Genomic DNA, 21899 nt, shown 5'->3' with positions numbered 1-21899 from the left:
CATTGGGCGGGTCAGGTGTCTCCTGTCCTGCCTTGATGTGAAGTGTACCCGGGTTTTTCTCACAACAGTCTTACGGAACGGTGGGGTGCGGGACGATCCGCCCTGCGGTGCCCGGCAGGGGCCAAGTGTGAACTACACGTCTTTTTTCCATCGTTTTGAACTGCCATTTCGTTTGTGAGGGTCGCGGTGCGGTGTTCCCCCGTAGGTGGGGGTGGTATGCTGCTGGGCAGTTCAGCCTGCTCCGTCACCGGGGTCAGGCGAATGGGATGACCTGCGGGTGTCCCCGACTTGCTCACATCACATTGGACGGCGGGAGCGGTCCGGGGCCCCAGCGTCCCGCGCCCTGCCGGGAGAGAGGCCGCATTTGGAACTCACGCCACGCGTTCCGCCGCACAGCAACGACGCTGAGATCAGCGTGCTGGGCAGCATTCTTCTGGACAACGACACCCTGAACTCCCTGGGCGACACGGTCACGCCCGAGATGTTCTACCGCGAGGGTCACCGCAAGATCTTCACGGCCATGCGCACCCTGCAGGAGCGCGGCGAGCCGGTGGACCTGGTGACGCTCAGCGAGGACCTGCGGGTCAAGGGCATGCTGGACGAGGTCGGGGGCCTGACGTACCTGATCGGCCTGTCGGATCAGGTGCCGACCGCCGCGTACGCCGAGCACTACGCGCGCATCGTGCAGGAGAAGGCCACGCTGCGCTCGCTGATCAGCGCGTCCGGGAAGGCCATGCAGCTGGCGTACGAGGCGCAGCTGCCGCTGGAGGACCTGCTGGACCGCGCCGAGAAGATGATCTTCGAGGTCGCCGAGCAGAAGAAGAAGGGCGAGGCGTTCCAGGCGATGAACGAGGTCGTCACCGAGACCTTCGAGTACATCACGCTGCTGCACCAGAATAAGGGCATCCCGGACGGCGTCAGCACGGGCTTCCGTGACCTGGACGAGCAGATCTCGGGGTTGCAGAAGGGCAGCCTGAACGTGCTGGCCGCCCGGCCTTCGATGGGGAAATGCGTGTCGGCCGACACGCTGATCGACGTGCCGGGCACCGGAGAGCGGATCACGGTGGAGGCGTTCGTGCGCCGGGAGTTGCCGGTCGTGTTGAGTGTCGCGCCGGACGGCCAGGTGCGGGAGTCGCGGGTGGGGGCGTGGATTGACAGTGGTGTGAAGTCGGTGCGGCGCGTGACGACCCGCACGGGGCGCGTGGTCGAGACCACCCCGCACCACCCGTTCCTGGGTGTGGACGGCTGGACGCCGCTGTATGACCTGAAGGTCGGCGACCGGATTGCCGTGCCGCGTGAGGTGGCCGTGTTCGGTTCCGTGGACGCCCTGAGCGCGGAGCGTGTGCGGCTCCTGGCCTACCTGCTGGCCGAGGGTGGCCTCACGCAGAGCAGCCCGAGGTTCACGAACGCCGATCCCGAACTGGTCGAGGATTTCCGCGCGTGCCTGCAGGCGGAGTTCCCGGAGCTGGACATGATCCAGGACGAGCGGACCGGAATCGACTACCGGATCAGTCGCTGCTGGTCGCCCGGCGAGCAGAAGAACCGAGCTAACCCCCTGATCGCGTGGCTCCGTGAGCTGGGCGTGTGGGGTGAACACGCGGACAGCAAGCGCATTCCGGACGTGGTCTGGACCCTGACCCGCGCGGGGCTGGCGTCGTTCCTGCGGGTGCTGCTGTCGTGCGACGGAACGCTGTACGCCCTGGCCGGGAAGGCGCGGATCGAGTTCACGGTCGCCAGTGAGCGGCTGGCGCGTGACGTGCATCACGCCCTGACCCGCTTCGGGATCGTGTCGAAGCTGTGGCAGAAGACCGGGCGGTCCTGGCGGGTCGAGATCACCGAGCCGCGGAGTATCGCCGGGTACCAGAACCGGATCGGCTGGCTGGGCGCCAAGGCGCAGCGGGAGATCCCCGTGAGTGCCGGTCAGCGGAGCAATGTCGGTCATCCGGGTGTCGGCGCGTGGGTGCATGTTCGTCGGGCCGCGCAGGCCCGCGGCCTGAGCCTGTCCGCGCTGGCCCGCGCGGCGGGAGAGCACACCGGGGGCGGGTTCAATGCGCACACGTCGCGCGGTCTGCCGCAGGCTCGCGCTGCGCGGTACGCCGCCGTGCTGGATGATCCGCATCTGTCCATGCTGGGCAGCGGCGCACTGTACTGGGACGACATCGTCACCATCGAGGACGTGGGTGAACGGCAGGTGTACGACCTGACGGTGCCCGGTGACGCGAACTTCATCGCGGCGGACATCTGCCTGCACAACACGGCCTTCGCGCTGTCCATCGCGCAGAACGTCGCGCTGCGCGGCGAGAAGGCGGTCGCGGTGTTCAGCCTGGAAATGCCCGCCGTGCAGCTGGCGCTGCGCATGCTGTGCAGCGAGGCGCGCGTGGACATGAACCGCATCCGGTCCGGGCAGCTGAACGAGCGGGATTTCGAGCGGCTGGCGCACGCGGCCGGGCGGCTGGCGGACGCGCCGATGATCATCGACGACGAGGCGGACCTGACGCTGAACAACCTGCGCAGCAAACTGCGGCGGATCGCGGCGCAGCACGGGCGGCTGGGGCTGGTCGTCATCGACTACCTGCAGCTCATGTCGGGCAGCAAGGGCGGCGGCGGGACCGAGAACCGCCAGCAGGAGATCAGTACCATCTCGCGCGGCCTGAAGGGGCTGGCCCGTGAGATGGAGGTGCCGATCATCGTGCTGTCGCAGCTGTCGCGCGCCGTCGAGCAGCGCCCCAACCACCGGCCGATGCTGTCGGACCTGCGTGAGTCGGGCGCGATCGAGCAGGACGCGGACATCGTGATGTTCATCTACCGCGACGAGTACTACAACAAGGAGACGGATCAGCAGGGCATCGCGGAGATCATCGTCGGCAAGCAGCGCAACGGGCCGGTCGGTACGGTGAAGTTGCAGTTTCACAGCGCGCACGTCCGCTTCAACGACCTCGCGCCGGAGGGCGTGTAATGGCGGAAGAACAGGTCAAGGCCGCAGGGCAGGGCGCGCAGCGCCGCCGCCGTCGTCGCCGCGGCACCGGGGGGGCGCAGGCGCGGCCCGGGCAGGTCACGAACACGACCGCCACGCCCATCCCGGCGGCACCCAGCAAGCGCGGGCAGAAGCGGCCGCTGGCCGACCCGCGCATCGGCGTGGGCTGCATCGTGCTGCGCGGCGACGAGATCCTGCTCGTGCGCGAGCGGGGCCGCTGGTCGCTGCCCAAGGGCGGCCTGGAGTCCGGGGAGCTCGTGCAGGACGGCGCGCGGCGCGAGACCTTCGAGGAGACCGGACTGGTCGTGGAATTGCGCGACCTGGCCTTCATCGTGGAGTTCCAGGCGGTCACATGGGGTCACCACCTGCAGTTCTTCTACACCGGGCGTGAGGTGGGCGGGAAGCTGGAGCCGCGTGACCCCGACCGGGACGTGCAGGAGGCGCGTTTCGTGCCGATCCGGCAGCTGCGGGAGTTCATCCGTTTCCGGCCGCGGCTGGTGGCGCTGGAGACGTGGCTGCGCGAGCGGCGCCCGCGGCACTTCGTGTTCAACCTGGACAAGGAACCCGCGATGCTGCGCAAGCGGCGCCGGGTGGGGGAGCCGTCGCCGGGGGCGCGCGCGCCGGAACCGGAATTCACGGACGAACCGGACCTGTAATAGCAGAATTCAGGAGTATTGAAGGTGCCCTTCAATACTCCTGAACGAGCGAAGCGAGCACCTGACACCACCGGCGGTTGGAAGTGGAATTGAAGGGCGTGGTGTTGGCCATTCAATGGAACTGGAAACCGCTGTAACAGCCGAGCTTGTGGGGGTGGGCGACGGCCCGCCTCTTTCCTGCTTGGGAAGAATTAGTCGGCTGTATTCTGCTATGATCGTAGTATGAAGCGAGTGTTCCGCCCGCAGGCCGACCCCCTGCCCGCCAGCGGGCGCGGCTACCGGCACGTCTGCCCGCACTGCGCCCAGCCTCTGACCCTGCACGACCTGCGCGACGGCGACCAGGGCTACTGGTGCCACGGGTGCGGCTGCGGCCACCGCGCCGGGGACCCACCCCCGCAGGCCCTGCGGCCCCTCCCGCAGGCGGGATAAACGCCACGCCCGCTCCGGTATGATGAGGAACATGACCCAGCAGACCCCCATCGCTGCCGTGCCCGCGCACACCACCGTCGGTGAAGTGCTGGCCGGACAGGTGATCGCCGTCACCGGGGCGGATCAGGGGTACGGACGCACCATCAGCGCCGCCCTGGCCCGCGCCGGGGCCAGCGTCGTGTTGATCGGCAACAACAGCGAGACCCTCGCGGCGGCCGCCAGCCAGCTCGAACACGCCGGCGGCACCGCCATCCCCATCAAGGCCGACGTGGGCGTCCCCCTGGACTGGCTGAGCGCCCAGACCCGCATCCTCGACATCTACGGCAGCCTGCACGGCATCGTGCACCTCGCCGACAAACGCGCCCACGCCGAGTTCACCATGCTCAGCGAGAACGAATGGATGGACCTGTTCAACTGCAACGTGAAAAGCAGCGTCGCCATCGCGCAGATCATCCGCCGCCGCCTCCCGGGCACCTGGCTGACCATCATCGGCCCGCACACCGACGAACGCGGCCTGCACGTCCACCCGCAGCGCGGCGCCGTGCAGGGCCTCGTGCAGAACGCCCACCGCGAGAACCTGCGCCTGAACCTCCTGCTGCCCTCACGCGCCAGCAGCAGCGACGACACCCTCGACCGCCCGCTGTCCAACGCCGTCATGGCCCTCGCCGCGCCCGGCATGGCCTCCCTGCGCGGCAACGTCATCGAGGTGCCCCTCCCGCCGCTGCCGAAACTGCGCGTGCAGGAGGACTACCCCCTGTGACCTGCCCCACGTCCGCACCGCGCCCCGACCGTTCCCGCCGGGCGGTCCTGGCATGAAGTGCCCGTACTGCTCCGCGCCGGACAGCAAGGTCGTGAACTCCCGGCCCAGCGACGACGGGGCCAGCATCCGCCGCCGCCGCGAATGCCTGAACTGCGCCCGGCGCTTCACCACCTACGAACGCGCGCAGCTCGAGCCGCTGATGGTCGTCAAACGCAGCGGCCCGCGCGAGGCGTTCAACCCCGACAAGCTGCTGCGCGGACTGGTCCTGGCCACCGAGAAACGCCCCGTGGATCAGGACCTGCTGCGCGCCTTCGCGTACGGCTTCGAGGACGAGGTGCAGGCCAGCGAGATCCGCAGCGAGGAGATCGGCCGCCGCGCCATGACCTTCCTGCGGCCCCTGGACGACGTGGCGTACATCCGCTTCGCGAGCGTGTACCGCGACTTCGACAGCCTGGAGCGCTTCATCGAGGAGATCCGCGGCCTGAAAGACGAGCAGTAACCAGAACGGAAGGAGGGCCGCCCGCGCATCTGGTCGGGCGGCCCTCGCCGTGTGCCTTATCGGCGGCGCCGCCAGTGTTGCAGGGTGCCCACCACGCCCCGGCGGAAGAACAGCACCACCAGCACGAACACCACGCCCGTCACGATGCCCACCGGGAGGTTCGCGGTGGTCAGTACGTCGCGCAGCAGCAGCACGATCCCCGCGCCGATCACCGGGCCGAACAGGGTGGTGGTGCCGCCCAGCAGGGTCATCATGACGACCTCGCCGGACGTGCGCCAGTTCACGACCTCCAGGCTGACCACGCCGTGCCCGAAGGTGTACATCGCACCCGCCAGTCCGGCCAGCCCGGCGCTCAGCAGGAACGCCGTGAACTTGAACCGCGCGGGGTTGTACCCGACGCTCTGCGCGCGCTGCTCGCTGTCCCGCACCGCCTGCTGCGCCTGCCCGAAGGGACTGCGGACCGCGCGGTACGCCACGCCGAAGCCCAGCGTGAACAGCGCGAGGCACACGTAGTACCGCACCTGCGCGTCACTGAAGTCCAGGCCCAGGAAGCTGGGCCGCGCGAAGCCCTGCAGGCCGTTCTCGCCGCCGGTCAGGTCCGTCCACTGCAGTGCCAGGAACGACACCATCTGCGCGAACGCCAGCGTGATCATGCTGAAGTAGATGCCGCTGGACCGCACGCTCAGGTACGCGACCGGTACCGCCAGCGCCAGCGCACTCAGCGTGCCGCCCGCGATGGCGACCGGGACGCTCTGCCCGTGCCCCAGCAGGTACGCGGTCAGGTACGCGCTGGTCCCCCAGAACGCCGCGTGCCCGAACGACAGCAGCCCGCTGAAACCGAACAGCAGGTCGAACGCCACCGCGAACAACCCCCACGCCAGGATGTCCAGCGCCAGCACCGGGTAGATCAGATGCGGCAGCGCCAGCAGCACGAGGCCCAGGCCGATCAGCCACGCGGCGCGGGTCACGCGGGCCGGATCGCGCGTCACCCCCAGTTTCGAGACGGCGCTCACCGCGCCCCCTCAGGCAGGCCGAACAGCCCACTGGGCCGCACCAGCAGCACCAGCGCCATCAGGATGAACACCAGCGTGTTCGCGATCGGCGGGTACACCGCCGCGCCCACCGCCGCCAGCACCCCCACCGCGAAGCCCGTCACGACCGACCCCAGGATGCTGCCCATCCCGCCGATCACGACCACCGCGAACGTCGTGATGATCAGCTCGGCACCCATGTACGGCTCGACCGAGTAGATCGGCGCGGCCAGCACGCCCGCCAGTCCGGCCAGCGCCGCGCCCACCGCGAACACGCCGGTCACCCACAGGCTCACGTTGATGCCGAACGCCCGCGTTACGACCGGGTTCTCCGTGCTGGCGCGGATGATCGCCCCCACGCGGGTCTTCTCGATCACGAACCACGTGACCAGGCACACCACCAGCGACAGCGCGATCACGAACAGGCGGTACTTCGGGAACACCACGAAGCCCAGGTTCACCACGCCCGACAGCACCTCGGGCGGCGAGTACGGCGCGCTCGACACCGCGAAGCGGCTCAGCATCACCTGCTTCACCAGATCCTGCGTGAGCAGCGTCAGGCCGAACGTCAGCAGCAGGTTGTAACTGGGTTCCAGCCCGTACAGCCGCGACAGCAGCCCACGCTCCAGCACCACGCCCAGCAGACCCACGAGCAGCGGCGCCAGGATCAGCGACGGCCAGAAGCCCAGCCCCAGCAGCTGCCCCAGCGCGAACGCCGCGAACGCGCCCAGCATGTACAGCGCGCCGTGCATGAAATTCACGATCCGCAGCATCCCGAAGATCACCGCGAGGCCCAGCGACAGCAGCGCGTAGAACGCGCCGTTCACCAGACCGTTGAACACCTGAATCAAGAGTAACTGTGTATTCATAAGCGTCCGAGGGTCGAAGAGTCTGAAGGTCGCAGAGTCCAAGAGCGCGCCGACACGGCGTGGGACGCGCCCTGGACGGTGAGACCCTCTGACCCTTAGACCGCCTTCCTCACATGCGGCACTTGTTCTCGCTCAGGGGCATGAAGGCCTTCGCGGCGGGAATGGTGTTCAGGCGCTTGTAGATGTCCCCGGCTTCCTTGGATTCGCTCTTGCCCTTGACCTGCACGACCTGCACGTCGAGCAGGACGCGGTGGTCCTGCGGGCGGATCGTGGCGTTGCGCGCGAAGAAGTCGTCGAAGGAGTACCCTTCGAGCGCCTTGACGACCGCGTCGCTGTTGTCGGTCTTGGCGCGGGCCACGGCGCTCAGGTACTGCAGGGTCGCGGAGTACACGCCCGCCTGCGCCCAGGTGGGTTTCTTCCCGAAGGCCTTCTCGAAGCGGCCGGCCCACTGGCGGGAGCGCGCGTCGAAGTTCCAGAACCACGGCACGGTGGCGATCGCGCCGGAGAACGCGTCCTGGCCCAGCGCGGCCACGTCGGTTTCGAACAGCAGGCCGATGCCCAGGCCGATGCCCTGTTTCTTCAGGCCGAACTCGTTGTACTGCTTGACGACGTTCACGAGGTCGTTCCCGGCCTGCATCGTCCCGAAGATCTTGGGCCGCACGCTCTGCGCTTTCAGTAGGTACGAGCTGAAGTCCGTGTTCGGGAAGGGCGTCGCGTCGCTGGGCGCGGCCAGTTTCCCGCCGTTCTCCTGCACGGCCGACACCATCTGGCGGTTCAGGTCCTGCCCGAACGCGTAGTTGGGGTAGATGATGTACCAGCTGCTCCCGCCGCGTTTCGTGACGGCGGTGCCGGTGCCGTTGGCGAGCATGTAGTTGTCGTACGCGTAGTGGAAGGTGTACTTGTTGCACTTCTCGTTGGTCAGGGCGGTGGTGGCGCCGGTGACGACCATCGCGACCGTCTTCTTCTGCCGGGCGACCTCGGTGGCGGCCAGCGCGGCGCTGCTGGTGGGCATGTCGACCAGCAGGTCCACGTTCTGCCGGTCGATCATCTCGGCGGCCTTGTTCCCGGCGACGTCGGCCTTGTTCTGGTGGTCCACGCCGATGACGCTGACCTTCCCGGCGTACGCGCGGTTCGCTTTCATGAAGTCCTCGGCGGCCATCTGCGCGGCCTTCACGCTGCCCTGCCCGGACAGTTCGGAGTACACGCCGGACAGGTCCGTCAGGACGCCCACCTTGACGCCCCCATCGGACAGGGACTGGGCAGACGTGGCGGGCGCCAGAAGCAGGGCGGTCAGGGCCAGGATGGCGGTGCGGGTCTTGTTCATGGGACAACCTCCAGATGGAGTGAATGGGGCGCGGAATGGGGGAGAGGGACGCGGGCTTACACGCTGAGGTACCGCAGCAAGTCCTCCCGGCGGGCGTCCACCTGTTCGCGCGGCACCTCGTCCACGATCTGCCCGTCCACGAACACGTAGTGCCGGTCCGCGAGGCGCGACGCGAACTTCAGGTTCTGCTCGACCAGCAGCACCGCCATGCCGCTCTGGCGCAGCGTGTCGATGATCTCGCCGATGCGCTGCACGATCACGGGCGCCAGGCCCTCGCTGGGCTCGTCCAGCAGCAGCAGCTTCGGCCCGGCGCGCAGCACGCGCACCATCGCCAGCATCTGCTGCTCCCCGCCCGAGAGCTTGCTGCCCGGATGATGCCCCCGCTCGCGCAGCACGGGGAACGCGTCGTAGATGCGCTCGGTACTCCAGCCTCCGGGGCGGCTGGGCGGCAGTTCGAGGTTCTCCCGGACGGTCAGGGTGCTGAGGATCGCGCGTTCCTCCGGCACCCACGCCAGGCCCTGCGCCGCCACGCGGTTGCTGGGCAGGCGGCTGATGTCCTGCCCGCCGAACGTGATCTGCCCCGTACGGCTGCGCAGCACGCCCATCACGCTTTTCAGGGTGGTGGTCTTCCCGGCGCCGTTGCGGCCGATCAGGCTGACGACCTCGCCCGGGTTCACGTGCAGGTTCACGCCGCGCAGCACGTGACTCTGCCCGTAGAAGGCGTTCAGGTCCTGCACCGAGAGGAGCGGGGTCATACGAACTCCGATGGGATGGGTTGGCAAAACCCATTCCATCCGAGCAGAGCGAGAGGGAGCGAAGCGGGTTCCGGACGTGGAGTGGACAGATCGGTGGTGTGCCGATCTGGCAACGAAACAGACGGAACCCGCATCACGCGTGTCCCCCGTCGTCGCCGAGGTACGCCTCGATGACGCGCGGGTCGCGCCGCACGTCCTCGTACCGGCCGCTGGCGAGGACCGAGCCGTACTGGAGGACCGTGATGCGGTCGGCGAGTTCCGCCACGACGCTCATGTTGTGTTCCACCAGCACCACGGTGCGCCCGCGCGCCACCTGACGCACCAGGGCGATCACCCGCGCGATGCCTTCTGAGCCCATGCCGGACGTGGGTTCGTCCAGCAGCAGCACGCGCGGGTCCTGCGTCATGGAGATCCCGATCTCCAGCTGCCGTTTCTCCCCGTGACTCAGGTCCGCCGCCAGCCGCCCTGGCATGCCGCCCAGGCCCACGTCCGCGAGGATCGCGTCCGCCCGCTCGCCCAGCGACTCCAGGCGTGACAGCGGCACCCAGAACCGGTGCGGGAGCGGCGTGGGTGACTGGAGGGCCACCAGCACGTTCTCCCGCACGCTCAGGGTCGGGAACACCGAACTGATCTGAAACGACCGGGACAGACCCCGCCGCACGATCTCGAAGGGCCGCAGGGTGTCCACCCGCTCGCCGAACAGACGCACCTCGCCCGCCGTGGGTTTCAGGAAGCCGGACAGCAGGTTGAACAGCGTGGTCTTCCCGGCCCCGTTCGGGCCGATGATCGCGTGAATCTCACCGTCATGAACCTGCAGGTTCACGTCGTTCGTGGCGCGGAACCCCCGGAAGTCCTTGACCAGCCCCCGCGCTTCCAGCGCAATGGCTGGCGCGGGGGCCACCCTGTCCATGTGAACCGACGTCGCCGTCACGGCGCGCCGGATGCCTCGTGTCGCATCACTCCTCCCCCCATGTTGTGTGGTCTGGGAGGAGCCTAGCGGGCGCGCGTCACGCTGTCGTTACACTTTGACCGGCGCAGGCCGGACGGGGCATAGGGATTCCGTCTGTTTCGTTGACAGATCGGAACACCACCGATCTGCCAACTCCACGCCCGGAACCCGCTTCTCTCCTTCTCGCATCCGCTCGGTTTGAACGGTTTTTGCAAACCTTTCAACCGGAGTCCGTATCAGGCGGGGCCGGGGCGGCCCAGGGTGCGGCGCACCTCGCGCAGTTCCTCCGGTCCGGCCAGCACGAGCACCTGATCCCCGCCGCGCAGGTCGGTCGCGCCGCGCGGAATGAGGTACTCCCCGGCGCGGTTCACAAGAATCACCAGCGCCTCGGGCGGCAACTTCAGGTCCACGATCCGCTGCCCGTCGGCGGCGCTGCCGGGCACGACCTCCACCTCGACCATGTTGTTGCGGTCATGCCCGGTCGGCGTGTACGTGATCGGGGACGCCGCGTTCACCGGCAGCGCTTCGCGCACGTGCAGGAAGCGCGCCACGAGCGTCAGGGTGGTGCCCTGCAGCAGCACGCTGACCAGCACGATGAAGAACACGATGTTGAACAGCGTCTGCGCCTGCGGCACGCCCGCCAGCAGCGGGAAGGTCGCCAGGACGATCGGCACCGCGCCGCGCAGGCCCACCCACGCCACCATGCTCTTCTCGTTCAGCGGCATCTTCGCGCGGGCCAGCGCCAGGTACACGCTGACCGGCCGCGCCAGGAACACCAGCACGAGCGCGCACGCGATCGCCAGGCCCGCCGTGGGCAGGAGGTCGTGCGGGTTCACGAGCAGACCCAGCGTGAGGAACATCGCCACCTGCATCAGCCACGACAGCCCATCGTGGAAGCCGATCAGGGACCGCTTGTGGATGAAGTCCGCGTTGCCCAGGATCACGCCCGCGATGTAGATCGCCAGGAAGCCGCTGCCGCCCGCGACCGCCGTGCCCGCGAAGATCGTCAGGGCCAGCGCCAGCGACAGCACCGAGTACAGGCCCTCGAACTGCAGCTGCAGGCGGTTCAGGACCCACAGCGCCGCGCGGCCCAGCACCACCCCGAACACGGCGCCCAGCAGCATCTGCTTGACGAACAGCGGCACGATGCTCAGCACGCCCAGCCCCGGATTCGCGATCAGTTCCAGCAGGCCCACCGTCAGGAAGACCGCCATCGGGTCGTTCCCGCCGGACTCGAACTCCAGCAGCGGCGCCACGTCCCCCTTCAGGCCCAGCTGCCGCTCCTTGAGGACGCTGAACACCGCGCTGGCGTCCGTGCTGCTGACCACCGCGCCCAGCAGCCACGCCGTCAGCCAGGGAAAGCCGAACGCGTAGTGCACGAACGCCGCCATGATCCCGGCGGTGCCCAGTACCCCCACCGTCGCCAGACTCAGGCCGCGGCGCACCACGGGCCGCGTGTGCGCCCAGTTCGTGTCCAGTCCGCCCTGGAACAGGATGAAGCACAGCGCCACCGTCCCGATTGCCTGCGCCAGCCGGTAATCGTGAAACTGGATGCCCAGCCCGTCGGACCCGGCCAGCATGCCCACCCCCAGGAACAGGAGCAGGCCCGGGATGCCCAGGCGCCCCCCGATGCGGCTCATGAGCAGGCTGCCCAGCAGCAGCACCCCGACAATCAGCAGGAACAGTTCGGCGTGTACTTCACCCATGCGGTCTCCAGATCATGTGTGTCATCTTTTCATGCGCCTGGACACGCAAAACAGGACCGGCCGCCCAGAAGCGGGCCGCCGGTCAGGAACGTGAAGACTAGATGAAGATCAGAGGTCCTTCGCCAGCCAGCGCACGATGTTCTTACCCATCGTGGCGTTGCTGAGGTTCGGCCAGTTGTTGTACGTGCCGGTGCTGCCGTCCGAGTACGTGTTGTCCCCGAAGGTGCTGCTGTCGCCCCACATCGCCACGCGGCCCGACCCGACGCTGTTCACCGCGAGGTACGTCTTGCCGCCCGTGCCCATCAGCGCCGTGCCCGCCAGGACGTCCACGCTGGTGCCCACGTACACCCCGGCGCTGCTCACGCCGTTGAGGATCGGGTGCGTGGTGACGGGGGTCGCCGTGAGGACCGGGTCGCTGAAGCTGGAGTTGAACGACGCGTTCAGCCCGAAGATCACGTCACTGTTCAGGCTCGCCTGCAGGCTCGTACTGACGCTGGCGGGCGTGCTGCCGTCCCAGCCGTCGAACACTTCCGGGCTGTCCCAGCCGCTGTTGTTGCGGTCGCTGACGCGGTGATCGGTGATCATGAACACCCCACCGCCGTTCTGCACGAAGGTCTGGATCGCGGCGCGCTCCGCGTCGCTGAACGGGTTCTGCGGCTCGGGAATGACCAGCACCGACGCGCCCGACAGGCTGGTCGAGGTGATGCTCGTCCCCGTGATGCTGCTCACCGTGTACCCCAGGCCGCGCAGAGCGTTCGCGTAATCGCTGTACGCCCCGTCGATGCGCCAGTCGGCGTTCCCGGCGTCCTCGGCCTTCGTCAGGTCGAACAGGACCTTCTTCCCGGTCGTGCCGCCCCCGCCGCCGGTCCCGCCCCCGTTCGCCGAGCCCGGCGTGGCGGCCTGGACCTTGAAATCAACGCTGTTCGCGTTCGTGTCCGACCCGTCCGGCACGCGCGCCAGGGCGCTGCCCGCCCCGGTCGTGGGCGCCGAGCTGCCCTCGCCCTTGTTGCTGGTGGGCGAGCCGTACGCCACCGCGTCGATGATCGTGGTGCTCTTCAGCAGGCGCAGGCTCCCCGCCCCGTTGTTCAGGTCCGCGCCCGCATTCACCAGATTCCGGCTCGCGACCGTCGTGTCCTGCGCCACCACGAAGTACCCGCTCGCCGGGATCGTCCCGGACAGGGTGATCGTGCGGTACTGCGTGCCCGCCGTATCGAACGCCGCCAGCGTGTACCCGCTCAGGCTCGCGCCCGCCGGGCCCTTCAGTTCGATGAACGTCCCGGCGTCCGTGCCCGGCGAGTCGTAGTACAGCTCGTTGATGACCGGCTCGCCCGCCGCCGCCAGGGCAGACAGGTTCGGCGCCGCCGAGGCGGGAGTGCGACCACAGGAAGACAACGCAAGGGAAACGGAGGCCAGCAGCACGAAGCCGCGCCGGACAGTTGAATTGAACATCGGAATACCATTCTGCCCCCAGTTGTCAAGCAGATGTCAACACCGTCCGGTCACTTGTGCCCCGCCCGCCCCCGGACCTGCTACCCTGAACCCCATGACGCCCCGGACCGGTACACCTTCGCCGTTTACCCGCACCGGGGTCACGCTCGCCTGAACAGGTCGCAGCGCGTCACCCCGCCCGCACCCGCGAGGCGGGGCTTTTCATTGCCAGACTGTTCATTCCCCCCACCGGAGGACCCATGCAGCACGAAGCCATTCCCGAAATCCAGGCGGCCACCACCCTCGAAGCCCTGCAAGCCGTCAAGACCAAATACGTCGGCAAGAGCGGCCTCGTCACCCGCGAACTCGGCACCCTCGGCAAACTCCCCCCCGAGGAACGCAAGACCCGCGGCGCCGAAATCAACGCCGTCCGGCAGGCCATCCAGGACGCCCTCGACACCCGCGAAACCACCCTGAAACGCGAAGCGCTCGACGCCCAGCTGGCCAGCGAAGCCATCGACGTCACCCTCCCCGGCCTCCCCCTCCCAGCAGGCGGCCTGCACCCCATCAACCGCGTCTACGACGACCTCACCGGCATCTACGAACGCCTCGGGTACACCGTCGTCGAAGGCCCCGAAGTCGAGGACGAACACCACAACTTCGAAGCCCTGAACGTCCCCTGGTACCACCCCGCCCGCGACCTCCAGGACACCTTCTGGCTCGAGGACGGCCGCCTGCTGCGCACCCACACCAGCCCCATGCAGATCCGCTACATGGTCGACCACGAACCCGACCTCAAGATCGTCGTGCGCGGCAAGGTCTACCGCTACGAAGCCACCGACGCCACCCACGAAAGCATGTTCCACCAGCTCGAAGGCCTCGTCGTCGGCGACCACATCAACATGGCCGACCTGAAAGGCACCATCGCCGAGATGGCCCGCGGCCTCTACGGCCCCCGCGCCAAGGTCCGCTTCCAGCCCAGCTACTACCCCTTCGTCGAACCCGGCGCGGACTTCGCCGTGTACTGGGACAACCCCCGCGGCGAGAGCAAATGGCTCGAACTCGGCGGATGCGGCATGGTCCACCCCAACGTCTTCAAAGCCGTCGACGACCTCCGCGAAGCCCAGGGCAAGGAGCGCGTGTACGAAGGCAAGACCGGCTTCGCATTCGGCCTCGGCCCGGAACGCATCGCCATGCTCAAGTACAAGATCCCCGACATCCGCTACTTCTACGCCAACGACCCCCGCGTCATCGGACAGTTCCGGGGAGAACTGGAGTGAGAGCCCGCGCCGTCGCCATCATCCTGAACGACGCCACCACCGACAGCGCCGAGGTGCTCCTCATGCTCCGGCGCAAGGCGGGCCGCGCGTACGCCACGCTGCCCGGCGGCGGCATCGAAGATGGCGAGACGCCTGCCCAGGCCTGCGTCCGTGAGGTGCTGGAGGAAGTGAACCTGACCGTCGCCGTCGGCCCCGAACTGCTCGTGCTGGAGAACATCGGCAACCTGGAGCACTACTTCCAGGCGCAGGTGCAGTCCGGTGAGATGCGCCTCGGCGACGGCCCCGAAGCGATCCGCAGCAGCGACGAGAACTGGTACTCGCCGCAGTGGGTGCCCCTCACGGACCTGGAAAGCGTGAACCTCGTGCCCGAGCGGGCGAGGGAACTCGTGCGCGAGGTGGCGCACGGACCCCTCACCCCAACCCCTCTCCCCACGGGAGAGGGACTGACAGAAAGCTGAAGCCAGAGCGTTTTTCTCCCTCTCCCCAAGGGAGAGGGCCGGGGTGAGGGGTTCCCTACCCCCCGACCAACTCAAGAGGTTACTCAATGAAAATTCCGTATTCGTGGTTGAAGGAACTGGTGCCGGGTCTGCCGGTGGTGTCGGAGCTGGAGCCGATTTTCGCGCAGTTGGGTCTGCCGCTGGAGGGTGTGGAGGAGGTCGCCGCGCCGCCTGCGGGGGTGTTGCTGGTGGCCGTGAAGGCGGCGGAGGCGATGCCGGGCACGCAGTTGACGCGCCTGACGCTGGATGTCGGTGAGCATGGCGAGCGGGTCATCGCGTCGGGTGCGGGGAACGCGGTGGGGCTGCCGGCGGGGACGATGCTGGCGCTGGTATCGCCGGGCACGGAGCTGGGCGGCATGACGTATGGCGTGCGGGCGTTGCAGGGCGTGGAGTCCTGGGGCATGGCGGCGAGCGCGAAGGAGCTGGGCCTGGGCGAGAGCAGCGCGGGGCTGATGCTGTTCCCGGCCGGGACGGCGAAACCGGGGACGCCCATGCGGGAGCTGTGGGCGGCGGATCACGTGCTGGACGTGGAGGTCACCCCGAACCGCGCGGACGTGCTGAGTGCGCTGGGGTTGGCGCGGGATCTGGCGGCGTTCCTGAAACTGGATCTGGTGCAGCCCCCGATGGGGCCACAGGCGGTGGGGGAGGGCGAGATCCGCGTGTCCCTGCCGGAGAAGGGCATCCGCATCGAGCGGGACCCGACGCAGAAGCTGCGTTTCGGCTGCGACCGCTTCGTGGCCCGCACGGTCGGCGGCCTGCGGAACGGCCCGGCGCCGCTGTGGATGCAGCGCCGCGTGACCCTGTCCGGCATGCGCTCGATTGACCTGATCGTGGATACCAGCAATTACGTGATGCTGGAACTGGGCCAGCCGACGGCGCTGTACGACCGCCGGGACGTGCGTGGCGATCAGATTCTCGTGGCGTTCGGGCTGCGGCAGGGCGAGCGGGTGCGGGACCTGATGGGCGGCGAGCATGAGGTCGGCCCGGAGGACCTGCTGATCCTCGACGGCGCGCAGCCCGAGGTCTCCACCGTCGCGGAGGCCTTCGAGACCGCCGGGCAGCCCAGGCCGGGCGACACGGTGCTGGGCATCGCGGGCATCATGGGCGGCGATCACGGGCACGTGCGCGCCGACACGACGGACGTGGTGATCGAGGTCGCGCACTTCGACCCGGTCCTGCTGCGCCGCACGAGCACCCGCCTGGGCCTGAAGACCGACGCCGTGTACCGCTACGAGCGCGGTGTGGACCCCCTGCTGCCCGAACGCGCGGCGGCCCGACTGGTGGGCCTGCTGGGCGACGCGGGCGGGCAGGTGCACCCCGGCGCGACCGTCGTGGGCGACCCCGAGATTCCGGGCCGGATCGAGGCGACGGGCGAGCAGATCCGCGCGCTGCTGGGCATGCCGGTGGACACCGACGAGATGCGCGGCATCCTCACCCGCCTCGGGTGCGTCGTGGAGGGCGAGGGGGACGCCCTGAGTGTCGTGCCGCCCTCATGGCGGGTGGACATGGCGATCTGGCAGGACCTCGCCGAGGAGGTCGCGCGCCTGCACGGCTACTCACATCTGCCCGAGAGCCTCCCCACCCTGCGCGTCCACGAGAGCAACGTCGGCGCGGAGAGGGAGGGCGTGGCCCGCGCGACGCTGCGCCGCACCCTGGCCGGACTGGGCGCGCAGGAGGTCGTCACGTACACCTTCACCAGCGACGAGGAAGCCGGGAAGGCCCGCACCGAGCGGCCCGGCGTGCGCCTGCGCAACCCCCTGACCGCCGACCGGACCGGCATGCGCACCGCGCTGTACCCCAGCCTCGTGAAGGCCGCGCAGGCCCACGCGAAAGGCGACCGCGTGCTGATCTTCGAGATGGGCCGCATCTTCCCCACCAGCGGCGAAACGGAACGCGTCGGCCTGCTCATGCGCGGCCCGCTGGCGCCCCGAACCGATCAGGCGGGCATTGCCGGAGACTTCCGGGCGTTCAAGGGCCTCGTCGAATCGCTGGCGGGCACCCTGGGCGCCAGCTTCGAACTGCGCCAACTGCGCGGCGAGGCCGTCCCTGCGGCCCTGCACCCCGGCATCGCGGGCGAGGTCGTCTGGAACGGGCAGAGCGTCGGCTGGCTCGGCGCGCTGCACCCCGAGATCGCCCAGGCATTCGGCCTGAAGGGCGACACCTTCCTGATGGAAGCCGCGCTGCCCCTGCCGGGCCGCGAATGGGCATTCCGCGACCCCAGCCGCGCGCCCGCCGCGTGGCGCGACCTCGCCGTCATCACCCCCGCAGGCGTCAGCTACGGCGAGATCGCCGCCCTGCTGCGCGAACACGGCGGCACCCTGCTCGAAAGCGTGGAACCCTTCGACGTGTTCACCGGCGAGCAGATCGGCGCAGGCAACCGCTCCGTCGCCGTGCGCCTCGTCTTCCGCGGCGACAGGACCCTCACCGACGCCGAGGTGGACCCCGTCATGGACGCCCTCATGAACGCGGTGCGCGCGCAGGGCTGGAGCATCCGCGAGAAATAACGGGCTGTGCGCTCTGAGCCACGAGCTCTGAGCAGGCAGAGGAGGCCAGGGCCGCGTGCTCTGGCCTCCTTCCCATGCAGGTGCAGCGGCGGGGCTGCGCGGGGGCGGGTAGGCTCGGGCATGACTTCCGAGACGGTGACGGCAGACGTGCGCGGCTTCCAGGGTGAGGCGCTGCCCTGCATGGTGAACCGCCACCCGCCGGGCGAGGCGGTGGGGGCGGCGCTCCTGCTGCCGGGGCTGAGGTACGGGGCGCGGCAGCCGGGCCTGCTGTACCCGGCGCTCCTGCTGGATGAACTGGGCTTCGACACGCTGGCGCTCGACACCCGCTGGAACGTCCCGGCGTTCATGGACGCCCCGCCGGAGGAGCGATTGGCGTGGCTGCGGGAGGACGTGCTGGCCGCCTGCCACGCGATCCTGCCGGAACCGGGGGGCGCGTGCGTGGTGGCGAAATCCATCGGGACCCTGGGCCTGACCCTGCTGCTGCACGGGGGAGCGGTGCCGCCCGGCGCGCGGCTGGTGTGGCTCACGCCGCTGCTGGAACGCCCGGAGGTCCGCGCGGCCATCGCGGCGCACGCGGCGACCTCGCTGGTCGTGATCGGCACCCAGGACGGCCAGTACCGCCCCGAGTGGATCACGGAACTGACCGGCGCGGGCGTGCGGGTGCTCGTGCTGGACGGCGTGAATCACGGCCTTCAGGTCGAGGGGAACGTGGTCGGCACGCTGGGGGCGCTGCACGCCCTCATGCGGGAACTCCGCGCGTTCCTGACCGGGCAGGCGGGGTGAGGGCCCGCCCGCTGAGTCGGGTCAGCCGTGCGTGCGCCACCAGCGGAGGTTGGCGCGGATCAGTTCGCCGCTCAGTTCGTTTTCGGGGGGGAGGTCGTCGGGGCTGAACCAGCCGACGTCCAGTACCTCGCCGTCCTGCGGGGTGAGGGTGCCGGTGACGCCGTGGGCGCGGTACAGGACCGACACGAAGTCCACGACGTGTCCGTTGGGGTACGTGAAGCGGTACTCGGGTCCGGCGAACAGGTGCAGCGGGTCCAGGTGGGCGGCGCGCAGGCCGGTCTCCTCGTGCAGTTCCCGCGCGGCGGTCTGGGCGAAGGTCTCGCCGGGTTCCAGGCTGCCGCCGGGGAGCGTCCACAGGCGGGTGTGCCCGTGCCGCAGCAGCAGGAGGCGGCCCCCGTCGTCGGTGACGAGGACGTTCGAGCCGGGCGCGAACCAGGGGCGCGGGCCGATCACGCGCCGCAAGTCCATCAGGAAATTCCCGACCGGTGGCGCGGGTGGCGTGGGCATCAGCGGCAGGGGCGGCAGGCCCGCGCGGGCACGCAGGACGTTCAGGCTGGCGCGGTTGGCGTTGTTGCTGAGGTCCGGCAGGGCGTCCAGCGGGAACCACTGGAGTTCCAGCGTCTCGCCGCTGTCGTCCGGCGCGGCCCGTTCCAGCGCGGCGGCGGGGAGCGTGCCGTGGGCGCGCATCCCGATGATGTAGATCTCGTGCCCGTTCGGGTAGCGGTGGAACAGCTCCGGGCCGTCCTGAAGCCCCTCGGGCAGCGGCAGCAGCGTCAGGTTCGGGCAGTCCAGGCCGGTCTCCTCCAGCAGTTCGCGGCGGGCGCCGGTCAGGAAGTCCTCGCCGGGTTCCAGCGCGCCGCCCGGTTCGCTCCACAGGCCGTCGTCGCCGCGGCGTTGCAGCAGCACCCGGCCGTGCTCGTCCTGGAGCAGGACGCCCACGGCGGCGGCCATCAGGGGGCGGTTGCCCCATACCTCACGCAGTTGCATCAGGGTCATCAGGGCTTACGGTACCCTGGCGTTCGATGAGGACCGATGCTGCGCCGCTGCGCGTGCTGTTCGTGACCGACGCGCCCGCCGTGGGCGGCAGCGAGGTCTACATGCGCGAGATCATTCCCCCCATGCGCGCCCACGGGGTGCACGCCGAGGTCGCCATGCCGGACGTGCCGGGCACCGCCGACTTCCGCGCGCAGCTGCAGGAACGCGGCATTCCCGTGCACGCCTACCGCACCCTGGACGAGGTGGCCCGCGTGGAGCGTGCGGGGCAGGGCTTTGATCTGACGATCCTGAGCAGCTGGAATCCGCGCGGGTACCGCAAGTACTACCGCGCGCTGCGCGGGCCGTTCGTGTCGCTGGTGCACGATCAGCTGATGCTGCACATTCCGGGCCTGCCGCAGGGCGTGTACCGCGCGTGCTACGAGTGGTTGCAGGCGGGGGACATCCGCGGCGCGCAGCACGTGATCACCGTGTCCGAGTGGGGTGCCGAGTATCTGCGGCGGCACCACCGCATGACCCAGGTGCACGCGGTCCCGAACGGCGTGGACACCGTGAAGTTCCGCCCCGGCGACCCGCAGGAACGCGCCGCGCTGCGTGAGCGGCTGGGCTTCAAAGGGTTCACGGTGCTGAACCCGGCCCGCATGAGCATCGAGAAGAACCACCCGGCGGTCATCGCCACGGCGTGGCAGGCGCCGGAACTGCACTTCGTGCTGGTCGGCACCGGGTACCTGGAACCCGCCCTGAAACGCGCGGCGCCGCGCAACGTGACGTTCCTGGGCAAACGGCACGACATGCCGGACCTGTACCGCGCGGCGGACGTGGTGCTGCAACCCACCATCGCGGAGAACCAGTCCCTGGCGACCCTGGAGGCATTGAGCAGCGGCACGCCGGTCGTCACGAACGACATTCCCGCGCAGCGCGAACTGATCCGCATGGGCCAGGAGGGCCTGCTCGTGCGCGGCGGCGCCCCCGGCTACGCGGCGGCCCTGCGCGCCCTGGCCGCCCACCCGGACGCCCTGTGCCGTATGGGCTTCGCCGCGCGCCAGAGCGTGCTGGAGGGGCACACGCTGGACGGCAACGCCCGGCACCTCGCCACGCTGCTGAAGGAACTGGCTCAGGCGGAAAGGGTCGGGCGCTGACCGCGCGGGACAGTCACTGATACGGATTCCGTCTGTTTCGTTGACAACCCGGAACCACACCGGGTTGCCAACTCCACGCCCGGAACCCGTTTTTCTCCCACTCGCTCCGCTCGGATTGAACGGCTTTGTCAGCCATTCAATCGGAGTCCGTATGAGTCTCAGCCGTCGTAGAAGGTCTCGATGCGCTGGCGGGCCAGTTCGGGGCTGAGTTTCAGGGCGGCGTTGCGCAGCAGCCGGGCCGGGCCGCGCAGCTGGCCGATCTGGCCCAGGTGCCGGGACTGCTGCACCATGCTGTTCGCGGTGCCCTCCCGGGCGCGCTGGTAGGCGGGCAGCGCCAGCGAGAGCGGCAGCCCGCTGCACAGCGCCTGCGCCAGGGCGTCGGCGTCCTGCAGGGCCTGCGCGGCGCCCTGCCCGAGATTCGGGGTGGTGGCGTGCGCGGCGTCCCCGATCAGGACGGCCCGGCCCCGGTGCCAGTGGGGCAGCGGGTCGATGTCGCTGAGTTCCACCGGGTGGATGTGGTCCTCCTGCGTGTGGGCGATGAGTTCGATCACCTGGTCGGGGAAGTCGCGGTACTCGCGCAGCAGGTCGGTCTTCCTGCGGGTCTGCCCGGGGGCCGTGTGGATGGGGGCGTGCCAGTACGTGACGCCGGGCGCGATCCGGAAGAACGTGAAGCGGTGCCCGCGTCCCCAGAACTCCACGAAGGAATCGCGGAATTCGGGCAGCGGGTCGATGTTCGTCAGGCCCCGGTACGCGATCTGCCCGGTGCTCACCAGTCGCGCCTCGGGCATCAGCAGGTCGCGGGCTCGGGAGACGCGGCCCTCGGCGTCCACGAGCAGCCCGGCGTTCACGCGGGTGCCGTCCGTGAAGGTCACGGCGACCTGATGCGCGTCCTGCGTGAGGCCCAGCAGGCGGCGGCCGGTGTGCACCGTGCCGTCCGGGAGGCTGGCGGCCAGCGCGCGGTGCAGCGCCGTTCTGGAGATCGCGTACAGGCCGCGGCCGTGCGTGCGGGCCACCTCGCGCTGGTCGCGGTGGTACAGCACGCGCCCGCCCGCGTCGATGATCTGCATGTCGCGCAGGGGGAGCCCGTGGGTGTCCAGCACGTCCGCCACGCCCAGCCGTTCCAGGATGCGGGCGCTGTTCGGCGGGATGATCAGCCCGCCCCCGATGGACTGGAGCTGCGGCGCGGCCTCGTGCACGTGGATGGACTGGCCGCGCAGGATCATGGCGCGGGCGAAGGCCAGGCCGCTGATACCGGCCCCGACGACGTGAATGTTCATGGGCACCCTCCAGGGGTGGGAATGGCGAAGGCAGGCGCGGCTTTTC

19 protein-coding genes are annotated in these 21899 nt (G+C 69.4%); 10 read left to right on the top strand and 9 right to left on the bottom strand.

Annotation, left to right across the window (positions count from 1 at the left end; translation table 11 throughout):
* Positions 1 to 364 precede the first annotated feature (364 nt).
* From dnaB to nrdR, 5 genes are all read left to right on the top strand, one after another.
* Positions 365 to 2956 carry a replicative DNA helicase gene (dnaB, locus tag DEIGR_RS13910; RefSeq protein ID WP_058978175.1) on the top strand — a complete coding sequence of 864 codons (2592 nt, stop codon included), beginning with the start codon at positions 365 to 367 and terminating at the stop codon, positions 2954 to 2956.
* The gene (locus tag DEIGR_RS13905; protein WP_058978173.1) at positions 2956 to 3630 is read left to right on the top strand and encodes an NUDIX hydrolase; all 675 of its coding nucleotides are present in this window, start codon (positions 2956 to 2958) and stop codon (positions 3628 to 3630) included. The genes dnaB and DEIGR_RS13905 overlap by 1 nt, the downstream gene beginning before the upstream one ends.
* A gap of 222 nt (positions 3631 to 3852) precedes the next feature.
* Positions 3853 to 4059, top strand: coding sequence for a hypothetical protein (locus tag DEIGR_RS13900; protein ID WP_058978172.1), 207 nt, complete (start codon positions 3853 to 3855; stop codon positions 4057 to 4059).
* A gap of 31 nt (positions 4060 to 4090) precedes the next feature.
* Positions 4091 to 4819 (top strand): SDR family NAD(P)-dependent oxidoreductase, encoded by a 729-nt coding sequence (locus tag DEIGR_RS13895; RefSeq protein ID WP_058978170.1) that lies wholly within the window; start codon positions 4091 to 4093, stop codon positions 4817 to 4819.
* Between the two features lie 52 nt (positions 4820 to 4871).
* On the top strand, positions 4872 to 5318 hold the full coding sequence (gene nrdR / locus DEIGR_RS13890; RefSeq protein WP_058978167.1) for a transcriptional regulator NrdR: 447 nt from the start codon (positions 4872 to 4874) through the stop codon (positions 5316 to 5318).
* 56 nt (positions 5319 to 5374) lie between these two features.
* Here the strand turns inward: nrdR and DEIGR_RS13885 are convergent, their stop codons facing one another.
* The 7 genes from DEIGR_RS13885 to DEIGR_RS13855 all read right to left on the bottom strand — a co-directional run bounded on the left by DEIGR_RS13885 (position 5375) and on the right by DEIGR_RS13855 (position 13401).
* Complete coding sequence (locus tag DEIGR_RS13885; protein ID WP_058978165.1) at positions 5375 to 6331, bottom strand: branched-chain amino acid ABC transporter permease; 957 nt, start codon at positions 6329 to 6331, stop codon at positions 5375 to 5377.
* Positions 6328 to 7191 (bottom strand): branched-chain amino acid ABC transporter permease, encoded by an 864-nt coding sequence (locus DEIGR_RS13880; protein ID WP_229784744.1) that lies wholly within the window; start codon positions 7189 to 7191, stop codon positions 6328 to 6330. The genes DEIGR_RS13885 and DEIGR_RS13880 overlap by 4 nt, the downstream gene beginning before the upstream one ends.
* 136 nt (positions 7192 to 7327) lie before the next feature.
* A complete protein-coding gene (locus DEIGR_RS13875) occupies positions 7328 to 8542 on the bottom strand; it encodes an ABC transporter substrate-binding protein (RefSeq protein ID WP_058978161.1) in 1215 nt (404 codons plus the stop codon).
* A 56-nt stretch (positions 8543 to 8598) separates the two neighbouring features.
* Positions 8599 to 9297 carry an ABC transporter ATP-binding protein gene (locus DEIGR_RS13870; RefSeq protein ID WP_058978159.1) on the bottom strand — a complete coding sequence of 233 codons (699 nt, stop codon included), beginning with the start codon at positions 9295 to 9297 and terminating at the stop codon, positions 8599 to 8601.
* Between the two features lie 133 nt (positions 9298 to 9430).
* The gene (locus DEIGR_RS13865) at positions 9431 to 10207 is read right to left on the bottom strand and encodes an ABC transporter ATP-binding protein (RefSeq protein WP_058978158.1); all 777 of its coding nucleotides are present in this window, start codon (positions 10205 to 10207) and stop codon (positions 9431 to 9433) included.
* A 275-nt stretch (positions 10208 to 10482) separates the two neighbouring features.
* Positions 10483 to 11952, bottom strand: coding sequence for a potassium/proton antiporter (locus DEIGR_RS13860; protein WP_058978156.1), 1470 nt, complete (start codon positions 11950 to 11952; stop codon positions 10483 to 10485).
* Between the two features lie 108 nt (positions 11953 to 12060).
* Positions 12061 to 13401, bottom strand: coding sequence for a lamin tail domain-containing protein (locus DEIGR_RS13855; RefSeq protein ID WP_058978154.1), 1341 nt, complete (start codon positions 13399 to 13401; stop codon positions 12061 to 12063).
* 239 nt (positions 13402 to 13640) lie between these two features.
* Here DEIGR_RS13855 and pheS point away from each other — a divergent pair, with 239 nt between their 5' ends.
* The 4 genes from pheS to DEIGR_RS20890 all read left to right on the top strand — a co-directional run bounded on the left by pheS (position 13641) and on the right by DEIGR_RS20890 (position 18444).
* Positions 13641 to 14660: a phenylalanine--tRNA ligase subunit alpha gene (gene pheS / locus DEIGR_RS13850; protein WP_058978152.1), complete on the top strand. Its 1020-nt coding sequence runs from the start codon at positions 13641 to 13643 to the stop codon at positions 14658 to 14660.
* A complete protein-coding gene (locus DEIGR_RS13845; RefSeq protein ID WP_058978151.1) occupies positions 14657 to 15118 on the top strand; it encodes an NUDIX hydrolase in 462 nt (153 codons plus the stop codon). The genes pheS and DEIGR_RS13845 overlap by 4 nt, the downstream gene beginning before the upstream one ends.
* A gap of 86 nt (positions 15119 to 15204) precedes the next feature.
* Positions 15205 to 17661 (top strand): phenylalanine--tRNA ligase subunit beta, encoded by a 2457-nt coding sequence (locus tag DEIGR_RS13840; RefSeq protein ID WP_058978150.1) that lies wholly within the window; start codon positions 15205 to 15207, stop codon positions 17659 to 17661.
* Positions 17662 to 17781: 120 nt separating this feature from the next.
* Positions 17782 to 18444, top strand: coding sequence for a hypothetical protein (locus DEIGR_RS20890; RefSeq protein WP_058978148.1), 663 nt, complete (start codon positions 17782 to 17784; stop codon positions 18442 to 18444).
* A 21-nt stretch (positions 18445 to 18465) separates the two neighbouring features.
* On the opposite strand, the gene DEIGR_RS13830 is transcribed toward DEIGR_RS20890, so the two are convergent.
* Positions 18466 to 19440 carry an NUDIX domain-containing protein gene (locus DEIGR_RS13830; protein WP_058978146.1) on the bottom strand — a complete coding sequence of 325 codons (975 nt, stop codon included), beginning with the start codon at positions 19438 to 19440 and terminating at the stop codon, positions 18466 to 18468.
* 26 nt (positions 19441 to 19466) lie between these two features.
* Here DEIGR_RS13830 and DEIGR_RS13825 point away from each other — a divergent pair, with 26 nt between their 5' ends.
* On the top strand, positions 19467 to 20576 hold the full coding sequence (locus tag DEIGR_RS13825; RefSeq protein WP_058978145.1) for a glycosyltransferase family 4 protein: 1110 nt from the start codon (positions 19467 to 19469) through the stop codon (positions 20574 to 20576).
* 158 nt (positions 20577 to 20734) lie between these two features.
* On the opposite strand, the gene DEIGR_RS13820 is transcribed toward DEIGR_RS13825, so the two are convergent.
* Entirely contained in the window at positions 20735 to 21853 is a 1119-nt protein-coding gene (locus tag DEIGR_RS13820) for an FAD-dependent monooxygenase (protein WP_058978143.1), read from the bottom strand.
* Positions 21854 to 21899: the final 46 nt, after the last annotated feature.

The sequence above is a fragment of the Deinococcus grandis genome, from assembly GCF_001485435.1.
Classification (GTDB): Bacteria; Deinococcota; Deinococci; order Deinococcales; family Deinococcaceae; genus Deinococcus; species Deinococcus grandis.
Note: the sequence above shows the minus strand (reverse complement) of the source record. Positions and strands in the feature narration are given on the sequence as shown.

What these genes read in the sequence shown, in the direction of transcription:
- DEIGR_RS13860 (WP_058978156.1), bottom strand. Translation starts at nt 11,952, where the DNA reads ATGGGTGAAGTACACGCCGAACTGTTCCTGCTGATTGTCGGGGTGCTG.
- DEIGR_RS13895 (WP_058978170.1), top strand. Translation starts at nt 4,091, where the DNA reads ATGACCCAGCAGACCCCCATCGCTGCCGTGCCCGCGCACACCACCGTC.
- DEIGR_RS13865 (WP_058978158.1), bottom strand. Translation starts at nt 10,207, where the DNA reads ATGGACAGGGTGGCCCCCGCGCCAGCCATTGCGCTGGAAGCGCGGGGG.
- DEIGR_RS13825 (WP_058978145.1), top strand. Translation starts at nt 19,467, where the DNA reads ATGAGGACCGATGCTGCGCCGCTGCGCGTGCTGTTCGTGACCGACGCG.
- DEIGR_RS13840 (WP_058978150.1), top strand. Translation starts at nt 15,205, where the DNA reads ATGAAAATTCCGTATTCGTGGTTGAAGGAACTGGTGCCGGGTCTGCCG.
- DEIGR_RS13830 (WP_058978146.1), bottom strand. Translation starts at nt 19,440, where the DNA reads ATGACCCTGATGCAACTGCGTGAGGTATGGGGCAACCGCCCCCTGATG.
- DEIGR_RS13855 (WP_058978154.1), bottom strand. Translation starts at nt 13,401, where the DNA reads ATGTTCAATTCAACTGTCCGGCGCGGCTTCGTGCTGCTGGCCTCCGTT.
- pheS (WP_058978152.1), top strand. Translation starts at nt 13,641, where the DNA reads ATGCAGCACGAAGCCATTCCCGAAATCCAGGCGGCCACCACCCTCGAA.
- DEIGR_RS20890 (WP_058978148.1), top strand. Translation starts at nt 17,782, where the DNA reads ATGACTTCCGAGACGGTGACGGCAGACGTGCGCGGCTTCCAGGGTGAG.
- DEIGR_RS13820 (WP_058978143.1), bottom strand. Translation starts at nt 21,853, where the DNA reads ATGAACATTCACGTCGTCGGGGCCGGTATCAGCGGCCTGGCCTTCGCC.
- DEIGR_RS13900 (WP_058978172.1), top strand. Translation starts at nt 3,853, where the DNA reads ATGAAGCGAGTGTTCCGCCCGCAGGCCGACCCCCTGCCCGCCAGCGGG.
- DEIGR_RS13870 (WP_058978159.1), bottom strand. Translation starts at nt 9,297, where the DNA reads ATGACCCCGCTCCTCTCGGTGCAGGACCTGAACGCCTTCTACGGGCAG.
- DEIGR_RS13875 (WP_058978161.1), bottom strand. Translation starts at nt 8,542, where the DNA reads ATGAACAAGACCCGCACCGCCATCCTGGCCCTGACCGCCCTGCTTCTG.
- DEIGR_RS13905 (WP_058978173.1), top strand. Translation starts at nt 2,956, where the DNA reads ATGGCGGAAGAACAGGTCAAGGCCGCAGGGCAGGGCGCGCAGCGCCGC.
- nrdR (WP_058978167.1), top strand. Translation starts at nt 4,872, where the DNA reads ATGAAGTGCCCGTACTGCTCCGCGCCGGACAGCAAGGTCGTGAACTCC.